At 64.4% G+C, this 18,448-nt stretch carries 20 protein-coding genes and 2 riboswitches; of the genes, 3 read left to right on the forward strand and 17 right to left on the reverse strand.

The window, feature by feature from the left end; genetic code table 11:
* Positions 1 to 2: 2 nt before the first annotated feature.
* Together ACHHRT_RS03035 and ACHHRT_RS03040 are read right to left on the reverse strand one after the other, a co-directional pair.
* A complete protein-coding gene (locus ACHHRT_RS03035) occupies positions 3 to 203 on the reverse strand; it encodes a c-type cytochrome (RefSeq protein ID WP_395497567.1) in 201 nt (66 codons plus the stop codon).
* On the reverse strand, positions 187 to 939 hold the full coding sequence (locus tag ACHHRT_RS03040) for a cytochrome-c peroxidase (protein WP_395497569.1): 753 nt from the start codon (positions 937 to 939) through the stop codon (positions 187 to 189). The genes ACHHRT_RS03035 and ACHHRT_RS03040 overlap by 17 nt, the downstream gene beginning before the upstream one ends.
* Positions 940 to 1,178: 239 nt before the next feature.
* Between ACHHRT_RS03040 and ACHHRT_RS03045 the strand changes: the two genes are divergently transcribed.
* Together ACHHRT_RS03045 and ACHHRT_RS03050 are read left to right on the forward strand one after the other, a co-directional pair.
* Entirely contained in the window at positions 1,179 to 2,186 is a 1,008-nt protein-coding gene (locus ACHHRT_RS03045) for a lipid A deacylase LpxR family protein (RefSeq protein ID WP_395497571.1), read from the forward strand.
* Positions 2,187 to 2,215: 29 nt separating this feature from the next.
* On the forward strand, positions 2,216 to 2,776 hold the full coding sequence (locus ACHHRT_RS03050) for a 5-formyltetrahydrofolate cyclo-ligase (RefSeq protein ID WP_395497573.1): 561 nt from the start codon (positions 2,216 to 2,218) through the stop codon (positions 2,774 to 2,776).
* On the opposite strand, the gene ACHHRT_RS03055 is transcribed toward ACHHRT_RS03050, so the two are convergent.
* The 10 genes from ACHHRT_RS03055 to ACHHRT_RS03100 form a co-directional block, all read right to left on the reverse strand.
* Positions 2,777 to 3,574, reverse strand: coding sequence for a sulfite exporter TauE/SafE family protein (locus tag ACHHRT_RS03055; RefSeq protein ID WP_395497575.1), 798 nt, complete (start codon positions 3,572 to 3,574; stop codon positions 2,777 to 2,779).
* 11 nt (positions 3,575 to 3,585) lie between these two features.
* Complete coding sequence (locus tag ACHHRT_RS03060; protein WP_395497577.1) at positions 3,586 to 4,191, reverse strand: anaerobic ribonucleoside-triphosphate reductase activating protein; 606 nt, start codon at positions 4,189 to 4,191, stop codon at positions 3,586 to 3,588.
* A complete protein-coding gene (locus ACHHRT_RS03065) occupies positions 4,188 to 6,374 on the reverse strand; it encodes a ribonucleoside triphosphate reductase (RefSeq protein ID WP_395497579.1) in 2,187 nt (728 codons plus the stop codon). The genes ACHHRT_RS03060 and ACHHRT_RS03065 overlap by 4 nt, the downstream gene beginning before the upstream one ends.
* Before the next feature lie 55 nt (positions 6,375 to 6,429).
* Positions 6,430 to 6,630, reverse strand: a riboswitch (cobalamin riboswitch).
* Positions 6,631 to 6,686: 56 nt separating this feature from the next.
* A complete protein-coding gene (locus ACHHRT_RS03070) occupies positions 6,687 to 7,502 on the reverse strand; it encodes an ABC transporter ATP-binding protein (RefSeq protein ID WP_395497581.1) in 816 nt (271 codons plus the stop codon).
* The gene (locus ACHHRT_RS03075; RefSeq protein ID WP_395497583.1) at positions 7,499 to 8,509 is read right to left on the reverse strand and encodes a FecCD family ABC transporter permease; all 1,011 of its coding nucleotides are present in this window, start codon (positions 8,507 to 8,509) and stop codon (positions 7,499 to 7,501) included. Before ACHHRT_RS03075 ends, ACHHRT_RS03070 begins: the two co-directional genes overlap by 4 nt.
* A gap of 13 nt (positions 8,510 to 8,522) precedes the next feature.
* Positions 8,523 to 9,458 carry an ABC transporter substrate-binding protein gene (locus ACHHRT_RS03080; protein WP_395497585.1) on the reverse strand — a complete coding sequence of 312 codons (936 nt, stop codon included), beginning with the start codon at positions 9,456 to 9,458 and terminating at the stop codon, positions 8,523 to 8,525.
* A gap of 82 nt (positions 9,459 to 9,540) precedes the next feature.
* The gene (locus tag ACHHRT_RS03085; RefSeq protein WP_395497587.1) at positions 9,541 to 10,335 is read right to left on the reverse strand and encodes an energy transducer TonB; all 795 of its coding nucleotides are present in this window, start codon (positions 10,333 to 10,335) and stop codon (positions 9,541 to 9,543) included.
* On the reverse strand, positions 10,332 to 10,748 hold the full coding sequence (locus ACHHRT_RS03090) for an ExbD/TolR family protein (RefSeq protein WP_395497589.1): 417 nt from the start codon (positions 10,746 to 10,748) through the stop codon (positions 10,332 to 10,334). Before ACHHRT_RS03090 ends, ACHHRT_RS03085 begins: the two co-directional genes overlap by 4 nt.
* The gene (locus ACHHRT_RS03095; RefSeq protein ID WP_395497591.1) at positions 10,745 to 11,371 is read right to left on the reverse strand and encodes a MotA/TolQ/ExbB proton channel family protein; all 627 of its coding nucleotides are present in this window, start codon (positions 11,369 to 11,371) and stop codon (positions 10,745 to 10,747) included. Before ACHHRT_RS03095 ends, ACHHRT_RS03090 begins: the two co-directional genes overlap by 4 nt.
* Positions 11,372 to 11,389: 18 nt before the next feature.
* Positions 11,390 to 13,240: a TonB-dependent receptor domain-containing protein gene (locus tag ACHHRT_RS03100; protein WP_395497593.1), complete on the reverse strand. Its 1,851-nt coding sequence runs from the start codon at positions 13,238 to 13,240 to the stop codon at positions 11,390 to 11,392.
* A 123-nt stretch (positions 13,241 to 13,363) separates the two neighbouring features.
* Positions 13,364 to 13,552, reverse strand: a riboswitch (cobalamin riboswitch).
* A gap of 146 nt (positions 13,553 to 13,698) precedes the next feature.
* Here ACHHRT_RS03100 and ACHHRT_RS03105 point away from each other — a divergent pair.
* Positions 13,699 to 14,064 carry a hypothetical protein gene (locus ACHHRT_RS03105; RefSeq protein ID WP_395497595.1) on the forward strand — a complete coding sequence of 122 codons (366 nt, stop codon included), beginning with the start codon at positions 13,699 to 13,701 and terminating at the stop codon, positions 14,062 to 14,064.
* A 155-nt stretch (positions 14,065 to 14,219) separates the two neighbouring features.
* Here ACHHRT_RS03105 and ACHHRT_RS03110 read toward each other — a convergent pair whose 3' ends face one another.
* From ACHHRT_RS03110 to ACHHRT_RS03130, 5 genes are all read right to left on the reverse strand, one after another.
* Complete coding sequence (locus tag ACHHRT_RS03110) at positions 14,220 to 15,542, reverse strand: GGDEF domain-containing protein (RefSeq protein WP_395497597.1); 1,323 nt, start codon at positions 15,540 to 15,542, stop codon at positions 14,220 to 14,222.
* Between the two features lie 271 nt (positions 15,543 to 15,813).
* On the reverse strand, positions 15,814 to 16,395 hold the full coding sequence (locus ACHHRT_RS03115) for a methyl-accepting chemotaxis protein (protein WP_395497599.1): 582 nt from the start codon (positions 16,393 to 16,395) through the stop codon (positions 15,814 to 15,816).
* A gap of 10 nt (positions 16,396 to 16,405) precedes the next feature.
* Positions 16,406 to 17,080, reverse strand: coding sequence for a hypothetical protein (locus ACHHRT_RS03120; RefSeq protein ID WP_395497600.1), 675 nt, complete (start codon positions 17,078 to 17,080; stop codon positions 16,406 to 16,408).
* Between the two features lie 14 nt (positions 17,081 to 17,094).
* Positions 17,095 to 17,868, reverse strand: coding sequence for a cytochrome c3 family protein (locus ACHHRT_RS03125; protein ID WP_395497602.1), 774 nt, complete (start codon positions 17,866 to 17,868; stop codon positions 17,095 to 17,097).
* On the reverse strand, positions 17,865 to 18,440 hold the full coding sequence (locus ACHHRT_RS03130; RefSeq protein WP_395497604.1) for a hypothetical protein: 576 nt from the start codon (positions 18,438 to 18,440) through the stop codon (positions 17,865 to 17,867). The genes ACHHRT_RS03125 and ACHHRT_RS03130 overlap by 4 nt, the downstream gene beginning before the upstream one ends.
* Positions 18,441 to 18,448 lie beyond the last annotated feature (8 nt).

Consider the following 18,448-nt stretch of genomic DNA (forward strand, 5'->3'; position numbering starts at 1 on the left):
GGCTAGCGGCTCCCCTCGTCCAGAATGGCCGGTTTCTCCCCGGTGAGGGTGCGCAGGAAGGCGATGAGATCCTGTTCCTGCTCCTTGGGAATCTCCAGCCCCAGATTGTGGAAGGCCATCTGCTCCAGGGCCTCGGGCAGGCTGGGGCAGGAGCCGTTGTGGAAATAGGGGGCGGTCAGGGCGATGTTACGCAGGGTCGGCACCTTGAAAAGATGGCGGTCGGCGGGGTTGCCGGTTACGTTGAAACGGTCGGCCACCTCTTCCCGGTATTCGGTGGGATTGATCACCCCGATCTTCTGGAAGGAGTTGCCGCCCAGGTTGATGCCGTTGTGGCAGGTAACGCAGCCGATCTCCTTGAAGGTGTGGTAGCCCTGCAGGGCCCTGGGGGGGCAGGGGCGTTTCGCCCCGCAGATACCGGTCAAAAGGGCTGTTGGGGGTGACCAGGGCCCGTTGAAATTCGGCCAGGGCATCCAGGACGTCGTCGAAGCGGACCCGGTTGCCGCCGTAAAGCTCCCTGAAGGTTCGACGGTAATCTTCCACGGCGCTGAGTCGCCGCTCCACCTCGTCAGGGCTCATCCCCATCTCCCGGGGGTCCTGGAGGGGGCCGGCGGCCTGTTCTTTGAGGTCGGCGGCCCGCCCGTTCCAGAACTGGCGAAAATTGAACACCGCGTTGAATACGGTGGGGGCGGCCATGGTGCCCTGCCGCCCCATGATTCCGGTGGAAACCGGCCGGGGATCATGGCCGCCGCCGGCCAGGTCGTGACAGGAGGCGCAGGAGACGGTTTGGTCCAGGGAGAGCAGGGGGTCGTGGAACAGCTCCTTGCCCAGGGCGGCTTTGCCGGGGTCGTAGTCGATCGCCAGGGGGATGGGGCGGATCGGTTCGGCGTTGGCCGCCGGCAGGGCGAGGAGCAGGGTGGCGGCCAGCAGGGTGAGCGCCAAGGTCAGTCCGGGTGGCGGGCCGGGCGGAGCGGGGTGGCGGTGGAATGTTGGCGCAAAAAAAAACATATGTTCATTATGCCATGCAAAGGGCGAGTTGGTCGAGTGATTAAGCTATAATGATGAAATGGAAATTTTTCTTGAACAATTTCTTGAGGAAGATACTCAAACCTGGTGGGGCTGGCAAGCCGAGAGCCTTGTTGTGGTGTTGTTTTTTTATGTTAAATTTCGGTAAATTTTCGGTGGCGCTCCTGGCGTTTTTGCTGGCGGTAAGTCTTGGCGGGCCCTCTCCCCTGGCGGCCGAGGAGAGTGGCGGCATCTACACGGCCGTCATTGAGAACGACATGTTGCGGGGGACCGACCGCCACTTTACCCACGGCACCCGCTTTTCCTACTATTCCGGGGTGGTACGGGACGACTGGCTCAACCGGATCGCCGAGCTCCTGCCCTATTTGTCCCACAGCCGGCAGCAGGAGTCCTGGCGGACCAACCTGGCCTTGGGGCAAAATATCTATACTCCGGCGGATATTTCCGTCCGTGAGTTACAGCCCGAGGAGCGGCCCTATGCCGGTTATCTCTATCTGGGCCTGGGCCTGGTCCGGGCCGAAAAGGATGCGGGCGGCAGAATCCAGATGGTTAGCAATTTCGAACTGCAACTGGGGGTGGTGGGGCCCTATGCCATGGGCCGGGAGGTCCAGACCTGGTGGCATGACCAGGTCAGCGGTTCCGAGGAACCCATGGGCTGGGAGCATCAGTTGCGCAACGAGCCGGTGATCAACCTCTACTGGGACCGGCAATGGCGCCACCCTTTGTCGCCCCGGGGCGCTGAAGGCGTGGAAGCGGACCTGATTCCCCATGCCGGCTTGGCCCTGGGCAATGCCGACATCCACCTGGGGGGAGGGCTAACCTGGCGCCTGGGGAAGGGGCTGGGGGGCGACAACGGGCCGCCCCGGATCCGGCCCAGCCTGCCGGGGGCCGGCTATTTTCGCAAAACCCCCGGCTGGAGCGGTTACCTGTTTATCGGAACGGAAGCCCGTCTGGTGGGGCGCAACATCTTCCTGGACGGCAACACCTTTCGCGACAGTCACCGGGTGGACAGAAAAATTCTGGTGCTGGATGCGCAATATGGTTTGGTCGCGACCTACGACGGGATCAAGGTGGCGATCACCAGCGTCGTGCGCAGCCAGGAGTTCGATGGCCAGCGGCGGCCGGATCGTTTCATGGCCCTGAGCGTTTCTGTGCAACGCTAAAGCGGTCAAGCGATAAGGAAGGGGAGGAGATGAGAAGAGAGATGCTGGCGGCCCGGGACGCCCTGGGCCCGGAGGAGCGGCGGCAAAAGAGTGCCGCCATTCACCGCGCCCTGGCGGGGATCGGGGAGGTGGCCTCGGCCCGGCTGGTGATGGTCTATCTCCACTTCCGCAGCGAGGTGGAGACCCTGCCCGGTCTGGACGCTTTTCTGCCGCCGGGGTGCCGAATCGCGGTGCCCCGGACCGTGGTGGCGGCCAAGCAGTTGGAAATTTACCTGCTGACCGAGCCGGCCCGGCAACTGCGGCCAGGTTACTGCGGGATTCCCGAGCCGGACCCGCGGCTCTGCCAGCGATTGAACCCGGCCGAGCTGGACCTGGTGCTGGTGCCGGGCAGCGCCTTTGATCGCCGGGGCGGTCGCTTGGGCTATGGCGGGGGTTATTACGATCGTTTTCTGGCCAACGCCGCTCCCCGGGCCGTCCGGATCGGGTTGGCCTTCGCCTGTCAGGTCAGTGAAGAGCCCCTGGTGCTGCAGCCCCACGACCAGCGGCTGCACTACCTGGTCACCGAGGAGGGGGTGGTTGATTGTCGCTGATCAGAGGGCTGTCCACAACATCCGGGTGGCCACCGCCAGCAGCAGGATGGCGAAAACTTTCTTCAACTTGGCCACCGGCAGGCTGTGGGCCAGGCGCACCCCCCATGGGGCGGTAAAGACGCTGGCGGCCACGATCCCGGCCAGGGCGGGCAGGTAGATATAGCCCAGGGACCAGGCCGGCAGCTCCGTAACCTGCCAGCCGTTGAGGAGATAGCCGATGGTGCCGGCCACCGCGATGGGAAAACCGATGGCCGCCGAGGTGCCGATGGCCTGGTGGAGTCCGATATTGCACCAGAGCATGAAGGGTACCGAGAGGGTGCCGCCGCCGATCCCCACCAGACTGGAAAAAACCCCGATTCCACCGCCCACCCCCAGCATCCCCGCCGTTCCCGGCAGTTCCCGACCGGGTTGGGGTTTGCGGCCGCTCAGCATCTGCCAGGTGACGAAGTAGAGAAAAAGGGCGAAAAAGATCTTGAGAAAGGCGGTGGAGAGGGCCGCGGCCAGAAAGGTGCCGGCCAGGGTTCCGATGAGCGCCCCCGGGGTGATCCGGCCCACCACCTCCCAGCGCACCGCTCCCCGCTTGTGATGGGCCATGAAGCTGGAGACGGCGGTGAAGATGATACTGGCCAGGGAGGTGCCCAGGGCCAGGTGCATCAGATGTTCCGGGGGCAGCCCCTGCCAGGTGAAGGCAAAGACCAGCAGCGGCACGATCACCAGGCCGCCGCCGATCCCCAGCAGTCCGGCCAGGACCCCGGCCACCGCCCCCAGTCCCAGGTATAACGCGATTATGGTAAGCATGGGTGGGATATTTAAGCAATAAAGTCCGGCTTGACAAGCACTTCCTGGCAGGGCTGGACCTTGTGGACCGATCCGACCGGGACCTCCCGGCGGATGGCGGCCAGATCGTCGGGCCCCAGCAGGGGGGTGAAGTTGGTGGTGCGAAAGTGATGGGGGATGCCGCCGGCGGCGATCAGGCGGCTGGAGCGGCGAATGGTCTCCGCGGCCACCGCCGCCCCGGTCAGTTGCCGGTAGCGCTTCAGGGGCGCCTTCAAGTCCATGGCGATATAATCCACCGCCTTGGCGGTCAGCAGCTCGGCCAGCACCTCCGGTCGGCTGCCGTTGGTGTCCAGCTTCACTGCCAGCCCCAGCTGGCGCAGGCGGCGGCAGAAGGGGAGCAGCCCCTCCTGGAGGGTGGGCTCCCCGCCGCTGATCACCACCCCCCCCAGCTTGCCCCGGCGCGAGGCCAGCCGGGCGATAATCTCCTCCTGGTCGTAAAGGGCCGGGCGATCGGTGGCGATCAGCTCGGCGTTGTGGCAGTAAGGGCAGCGGAAGTTGCACCCCTGGGTGAAGATCACCGCCGCCACCCGGCCGGGGTAATCGATGAAGCTGGCCGGGTGGAAGCCGCCGATCTTCACGGCTGAACCGGCCCGCCGGGCGCCGGCAGCCGGTAACGGGAACGGGCGGCAAACTCCGCCTGCTTGCCTTCGTGCCACTGTTCCACCGGGCGAAGATAGCCCACCACCCGGGAGTAAACCTCGGTGGGGGTCTGGCAGTGGGGACAGGGCTGCTGTTCCCCGGCCAGATAGCCGTGCTCCCGGCAGATGGAAAAGGTGGGGGTCAGGGTGAAATAGGGGATCCGGTACTGGTGGCAGACCGTTTTGACGAAGGATTTAACCGCTTGGGGATCGATCTCGGCCTCGCCCAGAAAGCAGTGGACCACGGTGCCGCCGGTGTATCTGGCCTGGAGCTCATCCTGATGGTCGAGCAGGGCGAAGATATCATCGGTGTAATTGACCGGCAACTGGGTGGAGTTGGTGTAGATGGGCAAGCCCGCTTCCCCGGCGCAGGTCAGGGAGGCGGCCAGGGCCGGAAAACGGCGGGCGTCCAGCTTGGCCAGCCGGTGGCCGGTGCCCTCGGCCGGGGTCGCCTCCAGGTTGTACTGGTTGCCGGTCTCCTCCTGGAAGCGGCGGAGCTGCTCCCGCATATGGTCGAGAATCCGCAGGGCGAACTGTTGCCCCTCTTTGGTGCCGATATCCTTGCCCAGCAGGTTGAGACAGGCCTCGTTGCTGCCGATCAGGCCGATGGTGGAGAAGTGGTTCTCCCAGAAGCGGCCGAAGCGCTGCTCCACCTGGCGCAGATAGTAGCGGGTGTAGGGGTAAAGCCCCTTGGCGGTGAAGTTTTCCAGCACCTTGCGCTTGGTTTCCAGCGAGGTGCGGGCGATCTCCATCAGCCGGTCCAGGCGGCGGAAAAAGTCGGCTTCGTCGTCGGCCTGATAGCCCAGGGCGGCCATATTGATGGTCACCACCCCGATGGAGCCGGTCAGGGGATTGGCCCCGAAGAGGCCGCCGCCCCGTTTCTCCAGCTCCCGGGTGTCAAGGCGCAGGCGGCAGCACATGGAGCGGGCATCGTCGGGACTGAGGTCGGAGTTGACGAAGTTGGCGAAATAGGGCAGCCCGTAGCGGGCGGTGATTTTCCAGAGACTATCCAGGCCGGGGTCGTCCCAGTTGAAATCGGCGGTGATATTGTAAGTGGGGATGGGAAAGGTAAAGGCCCGCCCCTTGCTGTCGCCGGCGGCCATCACCTCGAGAAAGGCCTGGTTGAGCAGGTTCATCTCGGCCTGGTGGTCGCCGTAGACGCTCTCCTGCTCGTCGCCGCCGATGATCACCGGCGCCTCCCGGAGGCTCGTCGGTGGTTGCAGATCCATGGTCAGGTTGGTGAAGGGGGTCTGGAAACCCACCCGGGTGGGCACATTGAGGTTGAAGACAAACTCCTGCAGGGCCTGCTTGATTTCGCGATAGCCCAGCCCGTCGGCCCGGATAAAGGGGGCCAGCAGGGTGTCGAAGCTGGCAAAGGCCTGGGCCCCGGCCGCCTCCCCCTGGAGGGTGTAGAAGAAGTTGACGATCTGGCCCAGAGCGCTGCGGAAATGCCGGGCCGGGCCGCTCTCCGCCTTGCCCGGCGCCCCGGTGAACCCCTGCTTGAGCAGGTCCCGCAGGTCCCAGCCCACGCAGTAAACCGAGAGCTGGCCGAGGTCGTGGAGATGAAGATCGCCGGCCAGGTGAGCCTGGCGCACCTCGGCGGGATAGATCTTGTTGAGCCAGTAGTTTTTGCTCACCTCGCTGGAGATGTAGTTGTTCAGGCCCTGCAGCGAGTAGGACATATTGGAGTTTTCCTGGACCTGCCAGTCCAGCTTCTGGAGATAGCCGTCGATCAGGTCCAGATCGGTGCGGGTCACCATCTCTCGGAGCCGGGCATGCTGGTCCCGGTAGAGGATATAGGCCTTGGTCGTCTGCTTGTAGGCGGAGGAGAGCAGCACCTCCTCCACCAGGTCCTGAACCTCCTCCACGGTGGGCGGCGCCGGCTCCGCCCCGTGGTCGGCGGCAAAGAGGTTCTGGGCGATGGCCAGCACCTGCATGGTGAGCCGGCGGGCCTCGGGCCGGCCGATCTCACCGGTGGCCAGTCCCGCCTTGTGGATGGCGGCGGTGATCTTTTCCGCCTGGAAGGGTACCAGTTGCCGGTTGCGTTTGCGGATCGAAGTGAACAGTTGGGGCGGTTGGCCGGCCGGGGTGGCGGCCATGGCTGGGGGGGAAATCGGGGGCATAACGCTCTCCTTTGCGCGAGGCAGCGAAGTGATCATGGCCGACCCCAGGCAACCCGGGGCCGGCGGTTTCACGGCAGGTCTTCGGACTTTCGGGCGGAGTGCTATCTACTGGTTATCCCTTCCCGGCCCCTGGCCAGTGGTTCCGATAACGTTCGTTCCCGATTACCGCTGCGCGACAGTTCCGGATTCACACCGGATTCCCTTTTCGTTCCGGCCCGTAACCAACGGGGCGGAAACCGCTTGCCCCACTATATATCGCGCTACGGGCCGGCAGTCAACACAAAATATGGTAGGTTAAGGGGGAGGGGATGCTTAAAGGGAGCGGTGTTTTTCCGGAATCGGCATTATCCGGGGTACCCCGCCCATGGGGTTCTCGTCCACCATCAGGGCGCAACGGTAGCACTTTTCCAGCCGCTCCCGGTTGAGGACCGTGGCCGGCGACCCCAGCCCCGCCAGTTTGCCGCCATCCAGCAGGAGCAGCCGGTGACCGTACATGGCGGCCAGGTTGAGGTCGTGGGAGACCATCACCACCGTGACCCCCTGTTCCCGGCGCAGCCGTTCCAGCAGATCGAGGATCATGATCTGATGGGCCGGATCCAGGGCGGCGGTGGGTTCATCCAGCAGCAGCAGGCGCGGGCGGCGGCAGAGGGCCTGGGCGATGAAGACCCGCTGACGCTCGCCGCCGCTGAGCTGGTCCAGGCGGCGACCGGCCAGATGATCGACCCCGGTGAAGGCCATGGCCTCGGCCGCCAGCCGGCGATCCTCCTTTTTCTCCAGCTCCCAGGGGCGCAGGTGGGGCGCGCGGCCCATCAGCACCGTTTCCGCCACCTTGAAGGGAAAATCCACGGGGATCTGCTGGGGCAGCATCGCCACCCGGCGGGCGAAGAGTCGGCGATTGACCTTGGTGGGATTATGGCCCAGGATGGCGATCTCCCCGCTGGTGGGGGGCAGCAATCCGGCCAGCAGGCGGATCAGCGAGCTCTTGCCGCTGCCGTTGGGGCCGATCACCAGGAAAAATTCCCCCTCCTCCACCGTGAAGTAGAGGCGATGGAGAACCGGCTGGCCGTTATAGGCCAGGCTCAGGTCGGTTACCCGGATCGCTTCCCTGCCGGTCGCCGTGGCCTTCATGTCCGTGATTTCCAGAGGAGAAAGATAAAGAGCGGGGCGCCGATCAGGGCGGTGACGATCCCCACCGGCATCTCGCCGCCGGTGGGCAGGGAGCGGGCCAGCAGGTCGCAGAGGATCAAGTAGGCCGCCCCGCCCAGCAGGCAGGCGGGAATCAGCAGCCGATGGTCGGGGCCGGCCAGCATCCGGAAAATATGGGGCACCACCAGGCCGACAAAGCCGATCAGCCCGGCCTGGCTGACCACGATCCCCACCATGAAGGAGGTCATGGTCAGCAGCAGCAGGGAAACATTGCGGACCCCCACCCCCAGACCGGCGGCGGAATCGCGCCCCAGCAGCAGCAGGTTCAGGGTCCGGGCCAGCAGGGAGATCACCAGCATGGCCGGCAGCAGCAGCAGCAGGATGGGGAGATGGTGCAGGTCGGCCCGGGAGAGATCGCCCATCAGCCAGAAGAGGATGGTGCGCAGCTGATCGTCCTGGCTTATGGCCAGCAGCAGCATGATCAGCGAGCCGCAAAAGGCGTTCATCATCACCCCGCCCAGGAGCAGGGTGTCCTTGCCGCCGCCGCTTTGGCTGCCGGCGATGGCCAGCACCAGCAGCAGGGTGGCCATGCCGCCGGCAAAGGCCAGCAGGGTAACCCCGGGGAAGTTGGCCAGGCCGGCCATCATCCCCAGAATCGCCCCCACCGCCGCCCCGCCGCTCAGCCCCAGGATATAGGGTTCGGCCAAGGGGTTGCGGAGCAGGGCCTGGAAAATCAGGCCGCCCAGGGCCAGGGTGGCGCCGGCGGCCGCGGCCATCACCACCCGGGGCAGGCGGATCTGCCAGATAATGGCGGCGGTGACCGGGTCGGCGCTCTCGGGTTTGGTCAGCAGCAGCCACAGATCGGAGGGGGAGAGGCCCGATGAGCCGCCGCTCAAGCCCAGGAAAACGGCGCCGGCCAGCAGCAGGCCGCCGCCGAGCAGCAGCAGGGGCAAGGTTTTAAGCAGTGAGGGAAAGTGGGAGGTGGTCATGGCTGGAGCGACCTTATTTGATTTCCGGCCGCGGGTCAAGTCCGGGATCGACCGGGGGAAAGAGTTGGGGTTGGATCAGGCGGGCCAGGGTCTCCAGACCGTCCACCAGGCGATTGGTGGGGCGGTCGAACAGGTCGGCATCCACCACGTGGATTCGGCCGCTTTGCACCACCTCCAGCTGGGGCCAGCGCTGCCATTGCCGGAGCAGCTCCTCGGGGCTCTGGCCCCCGGCCATGGAGGTGATGATCACCACCTCCGGCTGCAGCCGCAGGATCTCCTCCCAGCCGAAACGGGGATAGGGAGGGCCCCCGGCGGCGGCGTTGCGGCCGCCGGCCCGGACAATCAACTCATGGAGGAAGGTCTGCTCGCCGACGCTGACCATGGGTTCGGCATCGACCTGAAAAAAGACCAGCGGCCGCTGCCGGGCCGCCGCCACCCGGCCCTCGATCTCGGCCAGACGCCCGGTCATGGCGGTGACGATCTCGGCGGCGACGGGTTCGGCGCCCAGTACTGCGCCCAAAGCCAGTAAGGTGTTCTTGATTTCGTCCAGGTTACGGGGGTCCAGGGCAAAAACCGGGATTCCCAATCGCTGGAGCCGCTCGATCAGTTGGCGGGGGTTGCCGTCGCGGGTGGCCAGGACCAGGTCGGGGCGATGGGCCACGATCCGTTCCAGGTCGGGATGGACGTAGGAGCCGATCCGGGGCAGCTCCTTGGCGGCGGGGGGGTAGTTGCTGAATTCGGGAGTGGCCAGCAGCAGCTCTTGCCGCTGGAGGGCGAAGACCATTTCGGTGATGCTGGGGGCCAGGGAGATTACCCGTTGGGGGGTAACCGGCAGCCGGACCAGGCGCCCGGTGGGGTCGGTCAATTCCCGGATTTCGCCGGAGATTGCCCCGCCCGGCAGCCCCACCAGCAGCAGCAGGATTATGATCTGTCCAAGCCAAAAAGGCATCGTCTTATCTTCCCCTTAATTTATTGGTAAACCTCTCGCGAGGGCCGACAACCTGTTGCTTTAACGGGCTGTAAACGTTCAGCTATTGTAGTTCAAAACGGATCGGTACCAGCACCCGGCTGGCGATGGTGGTTGCCCCCCGCCGGCCCGGCTCAAAGCGCCACTGTTGCACCCCCCGCAGGGCCGCCCGGTCCAGCAGGGGATAGCCGCTGCTGGTGGCCACCTCGGCCTCGCGAACCCGTCCCGCTTCATCCACCAGGACCCGCAGCAGCACCGTGCCTTGCTGGTGGCGCTGGCGGGCGGCCGGCGGATAGTCCGGGGGAGGATTGTCCCGGTAGAGGGGGCGGGCTTCCACCACCGTGGTCGCATCCGGGCCGGGTGAGGACTCGCCGACCGGTCCGGGTGGGGGGGGCGAATCGGGCCGGGGCGAATCGGGGGCCTCGGCTCGGGGTGGGAGTTCGGGCTCGGTTTGCGATTTCGGGGCGGGCTCCGGCTCCGGTTCCAGCGGGGCCGTCTCCGGGGGGATCGGCTCCACCGCTTGGGGCGACGCCAACGGCTCCGGCTTCGGCTTCGGCTTCGGCTCCGGCTTCGGCTCGGGCTCGGGCTCGGGCTCGGGCTCGGGCTCGGGCTCGGGCTCGGGTTGGGGGGTGGGCTCGGGCATGGGCTCCGGCATGGGTTGTGGGGCGGGGGCCGGCGACGGTTGGGCCCCGGGGGCCGGTTTCGGGCTCGGACTTGGGGCCACCGCCGCCAGCTCCAGGGTCAGCTCCCGGTGGCCCAGATCGGGCCGGGAGAGTGGTTCCAGCCGCCAATTTCCCCACCCCAGCAAGCCGGCGTGGAGCAGCAGGGCCAGGACCGCCGCCCCCAGCAGCCGTTTCATGGTCCGTCCGGGGCCTCGGCCTGCAGGGAGATCCGTTCGATTCCCGCCTGGCGGATCAGGTCCAGCACCCGAAAAAGCTGCTGGTAGTCGAGATCGCGGTCGCCGAAGAGCAGCACCGTGGGCTGGGGTTGCTCCGCGGCCCTTGCCGTCAGGGTCTCCCGTAGCGCGGTGGGGGTAATGGGCCGCCGGTTTAAAAGCAGGGTGCCGTCGGCCAGGAGATTGATGGTCAGCCGACTGTCGCTCTCCACGGTGGTGGCCGCCGCCTGGGGCAGCACCACCGGCAGCCCTCGATGGACCGCCATGGAGAGCATGGCATAGATAAAGACCACCAGCACCAGGAAGACGATATCGATCAGCGGCAGCATCTCGATCCGGGCCTTTTTCAGGCCGATATGGGCCGGGTTGAGCTTCATGGCCGGTGGGCGCCCCGCTCGTGCATGGTCAGCTTCTGGTAAACGATCTCCAGGCTGGTGGCGTATTTTTCGATGCCGCGGGCGGCGTTCTCCACCCGGGCGTTGAAATAGTTGTAGGGAAAGACCGCGAAGATGGCGATACTGAGCCCGGCGGCGGTGGTGATCAGGGCCTGGGCGATGCCGGCGGTCACCGCCCGGGGTTCTTCGATCCCCACCGAGCCGATCATCTCAAAGGAGTTGATGATCCCCACCACCGTGCCCAGAATCCCCAGCAGCGGGGCCACGGTGATCATGGTATCCAGGGCCCCCATATAACGGCGCATCTTTTTCAGCTCGTCACCGGCCGCCGCCTCCATCGCCTTGGTGGGGGAAAACTCCCGGTGGAGAATGCCGCTGATCAGCACCCGGATCACATAATCCCGGCTGCCGGCCGCCTTTTCCCGGATCGTTTCCCACCGGCCCCGCCGCGAAAGCTCCAGCACCTCGTCCACCAGCTCCCGCCGACGATGGTAGTCCAGCACAATCCAGAAGATGGCCCGCTCGATCACCACCGTCAGCATGATGAGCGAGCAGGCCAGCAGGGGATACATCAGCGGCCCGCCACTGCGAAACAGCTCCAGCATTTACCGTTCTCCTTCTCCTTAAAAGCTGTAGGTCAGGGTGGCAAAGGCGACCCGGCCGGGAGTGTTGTAGGTCGCCACCTCCTGGTACTCCTTGTCGAACAGGTTATCTATTTTACCCTGGAGCAGCAGGTTATCAAGGAGATCGTATTCGGCTCGCAGGTTGACGATGGTGTAACCGGAGAGCTTGACGGTGTTGGCGGTATCCTCATAGCGGGAGCTGTAGGTCCGGAGGGCCGTGCCGGCCCGCCAGCGTCCGAAATCGCCATCCAGGTCGATGGTGGCCATCCTTTTGGAGCGGCGGATCAACTGATTGCCGCTCTCCCGATCCTGGGGGTCCAGCAGGGTCAGGGTGGCGGCCAGTTGCCATACCCGGCTCAAACGGTGGCCGCTTTCCAACTCCAGGCCGTCGATGCGGGCCTGGTTGATGTTGGAGGGCAGCCAGATCCCGCCGCCGGTGTCGGCCCAGGCGATCATGTTATCGATTTCGGTGCGGAAAACCCCCAGCCGCCAGTAGCCCGAGCCATACTGTTGGCGCAGGGCCAGTTCATAGCTTTTGGATTTTTCCGGCTCCAGGGCTGGGTTGCCGCCCCAGGGCGAGTAGAGGTCGTTGAAGGTTGGGGCCCGGAAGGCGGTGCCGTAGCTGGCCGTCAGTCGCAGGTTACGGGGCAGGCGCAGGCCGTAGGCGACATTATAGGTGTTGTGGGTGCCGAACTGCTGGTTGTCCTCATGGCGTACCCCGGTCAGCAGATCGTGGGGGCCGAGATCGATCCGATGCTGGAGGTAGTAGCCGGTGGTATGGCGGCTGTCGCGATCATAGCTGTCGGAACTGTTGATCCGGTCCTTGAGATAGTCCACCCCCATGGTCAGCAGTTGGCTGGCGCCGATCAGCAGGTCATTCTGCCAGGCCAGCTGTTCTTTCTTGGTGTTGAAATGGGAGAAAAAAACGCCATTGAAGAAGTTTTTACCTTCGTCCCGGCTCTCCCCGCCCCGGAGGGTGATATCCCAGAAAGCAAGGGGGCGCAGTTGCAGGTTCAGCCCCAGATTTTGCTGGCGGAAATCGGTTTCTTCGGGGGTGCCGTCAAACTCATTGGTGCCGGCGGAGTAGAGGCCGTAAACCTCCACCTCGTTGCCCGGGGAGAAACGATGGCCCAGGCGCAGGCTGGCCGCCGCCTCCCGGTAGCCGTCCCGGTCCGGTTGGTTGGGGGTGTTGCCCCAGCCGCTGGGGGTGGGCACATCGTTGGCCTGGGCGTCGAACCCCCGGGAGCCCAGATGGGACAAGCCCACGCTGTAATGGCTGTCGCCGTACGGTCCGGAGAGGGCGGCCCGAACCTCGTGGGTTCCGTGGCTGCCGCCGCCCACGGCGACGCTGCCCTGTTGCTCGTCGCCGGCCTTGCGGGTGAAGATGTGGATAACCCCGCCCACCGCGTCGGAGCCGTAGAGGGTTGAGCGCGGCCCCCGGACCACTTCGATCCGTTCGATCTGGCTTAAGGGGATATGTTGCAGCGCCGCTTCCCCCATGGTGGCCGAACCGACCCGCAGACCGTCGATCAACACCAGGGTGTGGGTGGTGGCGGTGCCGCGCAGATTGATCCCCGTGGTCTTGCCGAGCCCGCCCCGGCGGTTGAACTGTACTCCCGGCACGGCGGCCAGGGCATCGGCCAGGCTCTGATACTGGCCCCTTTCGATCTCCTCCCGGGTGATGACCGTGACCGCCGCCAAGGCTTCATCCACGGTTTCGGCGGTGCGGCTGGCGGTAACCACCACCTCCGCCAGGGGTTCGGCACTGGCGGCGGGGGGAGATTGGGCGATGGCGGGCAGAGGAGCCAGCAGCAGCGTGCCCAAGCCCAGAACTGTAAATTGCTTTTTCATTATGCAAACCCCTTGCTGGTTGTTCGGCGCCGGGGCAAAAAAAAACCGGACCGATAATTTAATATCGACCCGGGATTCCCTTTTTTATCCGCAAGATCGGCCGCTCAGCCCCGGTCCACGGGGGCTGCTTCCACGCTCCAGGCAGGTTTTCTGACTCTCGGTTCAGCCTACTTGCCGCGCCTTCCCGTTCGCGCTTTGGCGAACAGTGGCATTCCTGCGGCTTTCGTCCCCGATTACAGCGGCGGGCCCGTTTCCGACTTACACGGAATTCCCTTTTATGCCCCAGCGGGCACCTGGATAGTTCTGGGGGGCAAAGATCACGGAAAAGGCGGCAAAAGTCAAGTTTTTTATCCGGGCGGCCCGGCCGGAGCAAAAAATCACTTGCGCCTACCTTCCTCAGCCAGCTAGCCTCAAGTTGAGGCCCTGTTTTCCCGCGCAACTTTTTTGAGGATACCGAGATGAAACCAGTCCTGATCGCCCTCTCTTTGCTCGCCGCCCTGCTGCTGTCCGTCGGCTTTGTGTCCGCGGTGGACCAGGAACCGATCTATGGCAGCCAGCTCATGACCCAGCAGGAGCGCAATGAATTTCGCGAAAGAATGCGCGCCGCCCAAACCGCCGAGGAGCGGGAAAGGATTCGCAACGAACATCACGAGCGCATGCGGGAGCGGGCCAAGGCCCAAGGGGTGACCCTGCCCGACGAGCCCCCCGCCCGTGGCGGAGTCATGGCTCCCGGCGGCGGTATGGCTCCCGGTGGCGGTATGGGTCCCGGTGGCGGGATGGGTCCCGGTGGCGGGATGGGACCGGGGGGAGGGCGAGGACGCTGAAGTGATCTGTATGGAACCCATTGGGATTATCCATACTTCATCCAACTGGCAGCGATGCCGATTCAGGCCGAGGTCGGGATCGGCATTGCTGGAACAGGCCCGAGACAGGGTGGCCGGTCGGAAATCGGATAACCGGTTGCAGGGTTAGCGGTTTTTCAGGCAAACATCGTTGCGGTGGGCCCGCTGACCAGGATCGGGACCGTGGTGTCGTCCATGCCGAAGCCCCAAAATTTCAACTCCGATTCCGCCCGGGGACCGTAACAGACCTGATCGCGGCCGGCATACTTGGCCAGATAGAGGCCCTGGTCCGCGTCCTCCAGGGCCGCGAGAAAATCCTGCTCATCTCCCCTGATATAACCGCTGACCCCCACGCTCACCGTGACCGACAGCTGATGCCCCTCACAGGTAAAGGGGGCATCGGCTATGATCTTCCTGATCCGCTCCCCCAGGGCGAAGGTGGTTTCCAGGGAGCTGCCGGGCAGCACCAGGAGAAACTCCTCGCCGCCGAACCGTCCGACCAGATCCTCCTGGCGCAGGCCGGTGGCCAGGCGCTGGGCAACAGCCCGGAGGACCAGGTCCCCCAGCATATGGCCATGGGTATCGTTGACCTGCTTGAAATGGTCAATGTCCAGCATCATGATGCCGTTGGATTGGTGCTGGTCGGCCAGCTCCTGGCGCAGGTGAGGGCCGGCGGCGCCGGCCCGGGCCAGAATCTCCCGCCGGTTGAGGACGCCGGTGAGCACGTCGACGCTGGCCTGCTCCTTGAGCTGGGCCTGGACACCGGAAAGGCGGCGGGTCAGGGCCCGAACGACCAGCAGGGAAGGGGTGAAGACCAGCAGCAGGACCAAGGCCAGGATGCTGATATTCTTCCGGATCAGTCCCAAGATGGTCTGGCGGTAGCGGGTAACGTCCTTGTAGATCTCGATGGCCCCGATCACCCGGCCCTGCTCGGTGAAGATCGGCACGTAGGTTTCCACCACGTCCAGGTCGAAGCGGGCCTCCTGGGCCAGGTCGGCCAGGGCCGCTTGCCGTTTTAGGGAGGAATCCACCAGGCCGACCAGGGCCCGGCTCAGGCGGGGGTTGTCCCGGTCGAGCAGGCCGATGATGGCGGAGTCGGTGCTGTAGACCACCCGGTGATTTTTATCGAAAATCTTGATCTTGTCGATCTCGAAGGTGGTCAGGAAGCGGCGCATGCGGTTGTCGAATCCCCCCATCACCGCCGGGTTGATCTCCACCTGCTGGAGCTGGGGCCCGAACTCTTGGATCAGGTTGTCCGCTTCGAACTGGAGAATGGCCCGGCTGATCAGCAGGGCATCGTTTTGGGCCTCGTTGTAGACCTGTTGATGGATGGTCCTTTTCAGGCCATAGCCGGCCAGCAGCAGGATCAGGCCGATGGCCAGCAGGCCCAGGCCGACCAGGAGCAGGAAAAAATGGGCGGAAGAGTCTTCGGGGCGGTCTCTGAAAAGCTTTTCAGTCATTGCAGGCAACCCCCACCAGCAAATTTGGCCTGCCGTCGCAGGGCAAGCGGGGCCGGGTCCAGGATCCTCATCTCCATTGTCGGTTTAGCTTTTTTAAAAGCAATAAGCATGCCAGCGTTGGCACCGGCCCCCACTGGTTCCTTTTTGCCTGGAATGACGAAGGTAATCGACGGTGGCGGGCGGGGAAGGCTCCCGCCGGCCAAGGGGAAGTTGGGGATTTCACCAGGTTCAGCTGTGATTATGCCGGGGGGCTGGCGCCGGGGGAAATTTGTCATTTTTCCGGAGCCATCGCCCGCCGCAACCGCTGGACTTTGCCCTGGAGCTGCTCCAGGTCGCCGGCCGGCACCGCGCCCCGGGCGGCGGCCAGCCGGAGCCGGCCCAGGTCGGTCCGGATTTCCCCCAGGCCGTCGCGAGCCTCCCGGTAGCGGACCACCTGCCCTTCGAGAAAATCATTGAGAGCGGCGGCCACGTCCTGGAACGCGTCTTTGCGGCGCAATCGGATTCTTTGGGAAAAATCGCCGGCGGCCACCGCCCGCAGGTCATTGACCATCCGGGTGGCCACCCCGCTGCTTTTTCGTTTCACCCACCAGCAGGAGAGGGCCACCAGGAGGAGGAGCAGCAGCAGGGTGAGCATGACGGTATGGAAGAAGATTTTGCCGATGACCTGGTCGGTGGTGTGGAGCGTGACATGGGCCCGCCAGAGCAGGTTCTCGATTTCACGCCGGACCAGCCAGTTGAAAACCGTGGTGGCAACGGCGGTGGCCAGCAACCAGGAGACCAGGAAAGGCAGCAGGAATCCGTATTGAAAGGTACCGCCATCGACCAGATACCGTCTGCGTTTGTAACCCTGCATGGCTTGCTCCCTACTGAAAAAGTTGGGCGTCATCGAGCAGCAGCTTGTAGCTGTGCATCCCCCCCACCTTGACATCTATCTGGACTCTGCCCACCACCGTCAGGGTTTCGCCCAGCCTGGCATTCTCCTGGCTGATCGCCAGGACGGTGTTATCCGGCGCGACCCCGGTGCCGTCACCCAGGGTCAGCCAGTTTTTGCCCATGATATTGCCGCTGTAGCTCACCACTTTGGCCTGCAGGCTAACAATCTTGCCCTCCAGGTCATGGCGGTTGAGGAACAGTTCGGCGATGGAGAGCCGCTTTACTTCCTGTTCCGGCGGGGCGGCTGGTCTGGTGGCGGCTTGGGGCGTCTCAGGTTCACCGTCGCCGGGGAGGTCCACCATCTGGGCGATCCGGATATTGGTCACCAGCAGGATTTCGGCGAAGGTGTGGTTCATCGCCGGGCTGTGGAAGTCGCGCATCTCGATGCCGCCGGCGTACTCAACGATATCGCCGGGGGCGATATCGATGAAATTGGCGGCCAGCCAGTGTTGCTCCCCGTTTTCCTCCAGCAGGATAAAGGTGTATTTGCCGGCGTGATGACCCATCAGGACCTTGCCGGACCTGATCTCCCGTTCGGCCGCCAGGGCCGGTGCCGCGACAATGAGAATCAGGATTGTGATCACGACCATTGTTTTGATCTTCATGGTTTTCTCCAGGTTTATTTGATGTGACAGGAAAAACAGAGGGCGCTGCGCTGATTGCTCATTACCAGCATGAAATTCCTGGGTGAGTAACGGCTGTGGCAGGTTCCGCAACCGATATTGCCTTCAAACAGTTCGATCTCTTTGCCCAGGGCCTCGGGAGGAACGTAGGCCAGGGGGCGTTTCCGGTATGCTTGTCGGTAGGAGACCCCGACCGGGTGGTTGAGGTTGCCGGAGGCGTGATTCCAGCTGCCGGAGCCGAGTACATGCAGATCAGCAATCCGCTCATCGTGGCACCCGATGCAGCGCAGGGTGATGGGGTCGATGTTGGAGCCGCTCCCCTGTGGTTCGGCAATAAACTGGCCGCCGTGGGTGGCCCCGATGAAGAGGTGGCCTTTCTGGTCCACTTCGTGGCAGATCAGGCAAAAAGAGCGGCCGTCAACGCTGCGTCGCAGGAAGTAGGCCGGTTTGCCCCACCGGTTGCCCCTGGCGTGAACGTCGTGGCAGCTGACGCAGGTAAAGAGCCCCTCAACCAGCAACATATCGCCCGGCACCGCCATTTTGGGAATAATATCGGTGGGGTGGGACTGGTAGTTGCCGGCCGAAGGGTGGCAGGTGGCGCAGGCCTCGGTGATCTCCGGTCGCAGATTATCCAGGCTCCCCTCGGCCTCGGTGTGGCAGATCAGGCACTCCTCGGCGGTGAAGCGGTGGGCCTCCTGGGCCGAGGTCACCAGCAGGGCGGTTGAGGCGGCCAGGACCAGGACCAGGGTGAGGGGCAGATAAAATCTCATAGCTTGATCGACTCCATGATCCGGTCGTTTTCGCGACACTTTTGTTCCATCTCGGCCAGCAGCGACTCCGGGGGGGGCCCTTGGTCGTCGGCCGCCACCGCCGCGCGCAGCAGCTCCTCCAGCTCCTCCAGGCCGCCAGAGATCCGGCCCAGGTCCTCTTGCTGGCGCCGCTGCACCTCATTGATCGCCCGAGCCAGGGGGTGGAGGACATCCTTTTCCCGAAAGCCCAGGGTTTGGGCGCCGTGCTGGCCGCCCAGGCCCTTGAGGTACTGTTTGACCCGGAACATCGGGCCGGCCACCCGGTGGGAATAGATCACCAGCAAGAGGGCCGCCAGCAGGCAGGGCACGATAAAGAAGATCAGGCTGTTGAGCAGCGACTTGAACAGCAGCTCCTCTTGTAACTGGACCAGATTGAGGAGAACGGCGCTGTAATGGAACTCCAGGGAGGCCCGGGTTTGCAGATAGAGGTAAATCTGGCCGGCGGCCGCCGCCAGGATAAAAAAGAGCCCCAGCCAGGCTCCGATGCGGATGAAAAATGATTGGGGGATGATCTCTTCGCGCGGGCTATTCATGGCTGCTC

It is taken from the genome of Desulfurivibrio modestus (genome assembly GCF_044068625.1).
In the GTDB taxonomy this organism is placed as follows: Bacteria; Desulfobacterota; Desulfobulbia; order Desulfobulbales; family Desulfurivibrionaceae; genus Desulfurivibrio.

Coding starts and splice junctions, on each gene's coding strand:
- ACHHRT_RS03050 (WP_395497573.1), top strand. CDS start 2,216: ATGAGAAGAGAGATGCTGGCGGCCCGGGACGCCCTGGGCCCGGAGGAG.
- ACHHRT_RS03055 (WP_395497575.1), bottom strand. CDS start 3,574: ATGCTTACCATAATCGCGTTATACCTGGGACTGGGGGCGGTGGCCGGG.
- ACHHRT_RS03065 (WP_395497579.1), bottom strand. CDS start 6,374: ATGCCCCCGATTTCCCCCCCAGCCATGGCCGCCACCCCGGCCGGCCAA.
- ACHHRT_RS03070 (WP_395497581.1), bottom strand. CDS start 7,502: ATGAAGGCCACGGCGACCGGCAGGGAAGCGATCCGGGTAACCGACCTG.
- ACHHRT_RS03075 (WP_395497583.1), bottom strand. CDS start 8,509: ATGACCACCTCCCACTTTCCCTCACTGCTTAAAACCTTGCCCCTGCTG.
- ACHHRT_RS03080 (WP_395497585.1), bottom strand. CDS start 9,458: ATGCCTTTTTGGCTTGGACAGATCATAATCCTGCTGCTGCTGGTGGGG.
- ACHHRT_RS03085 (WP_395497587.1), bottom strand. CDS start 10,335: ATGAAACGGCTGCTGGGGGCGGCGGTCCTGGCCCTGCTGCTCCACGCC.
- ACHHRT_RS03090 (WP_395497589.1), bottom strand. CDS start 10,748: ATGAAGCTCAACCCGGCCCATATCGGCCTGAAAAAGGCCCGGATCGAG.
- ACHHRT_RS03095 (WP_395497591.1), bottom strand. CDS start 11,371: ATGCTGGAGCTGTTTCGCAGTGGCGGGCCGCTGATGTATCCCCTGCTG.
- ACHHRT_RS03100 (WP_395497593.1), bottom strand. CDS start 13,240: ATGAAAAAGCAATTTACAGTTCTGGGCTTGGGCACGCTGCTGCTGGCT.
- ACHHRT_RS03105 (WP_395497595.1), top strand. CDS start 13,699: ATGAAACCAGTCCTGATCGCCCTCTCTTTGCTCGCCGCCCTGCTGCTG.
- ACHHRT_RS03110 (WP_395497597.1), bottom strand. CDS start 15,542: ATGACTGAAAAGCTTTTCAGAGACCGCCCCGAAGACTCTTCCGCCCAT.
- ACHHRT_RS03115 (WP_395497599.1), bottom strand. CDS start 16,395: ATGCAGGGTTACAAACGCAGACGGTATCTGGTCGATGGCGGTACCTTT.
- ACHHRT_RS03120 (WP_395497600.1), bottom strand. CDS start 17,080: ATGAAGATCAAAACAATGGTCGTGATCACAATCCTGATTCTCATTGTC.
- ACHHRT_RS03125 (WP_395497602.1), bottom strand. CDS start 17,868: ATGAGATTTTATCTGCCCCTCACCCTGGTCCTGGTCCTGGCCGCCTCA.
- ACHHRT_RS03130 (WP_395497604.1), bottom strand. CDS start 18,440: ATGAATAGCCCGCGCGAAGAGATCATCCCCCAATCATTTTTCATCCGC.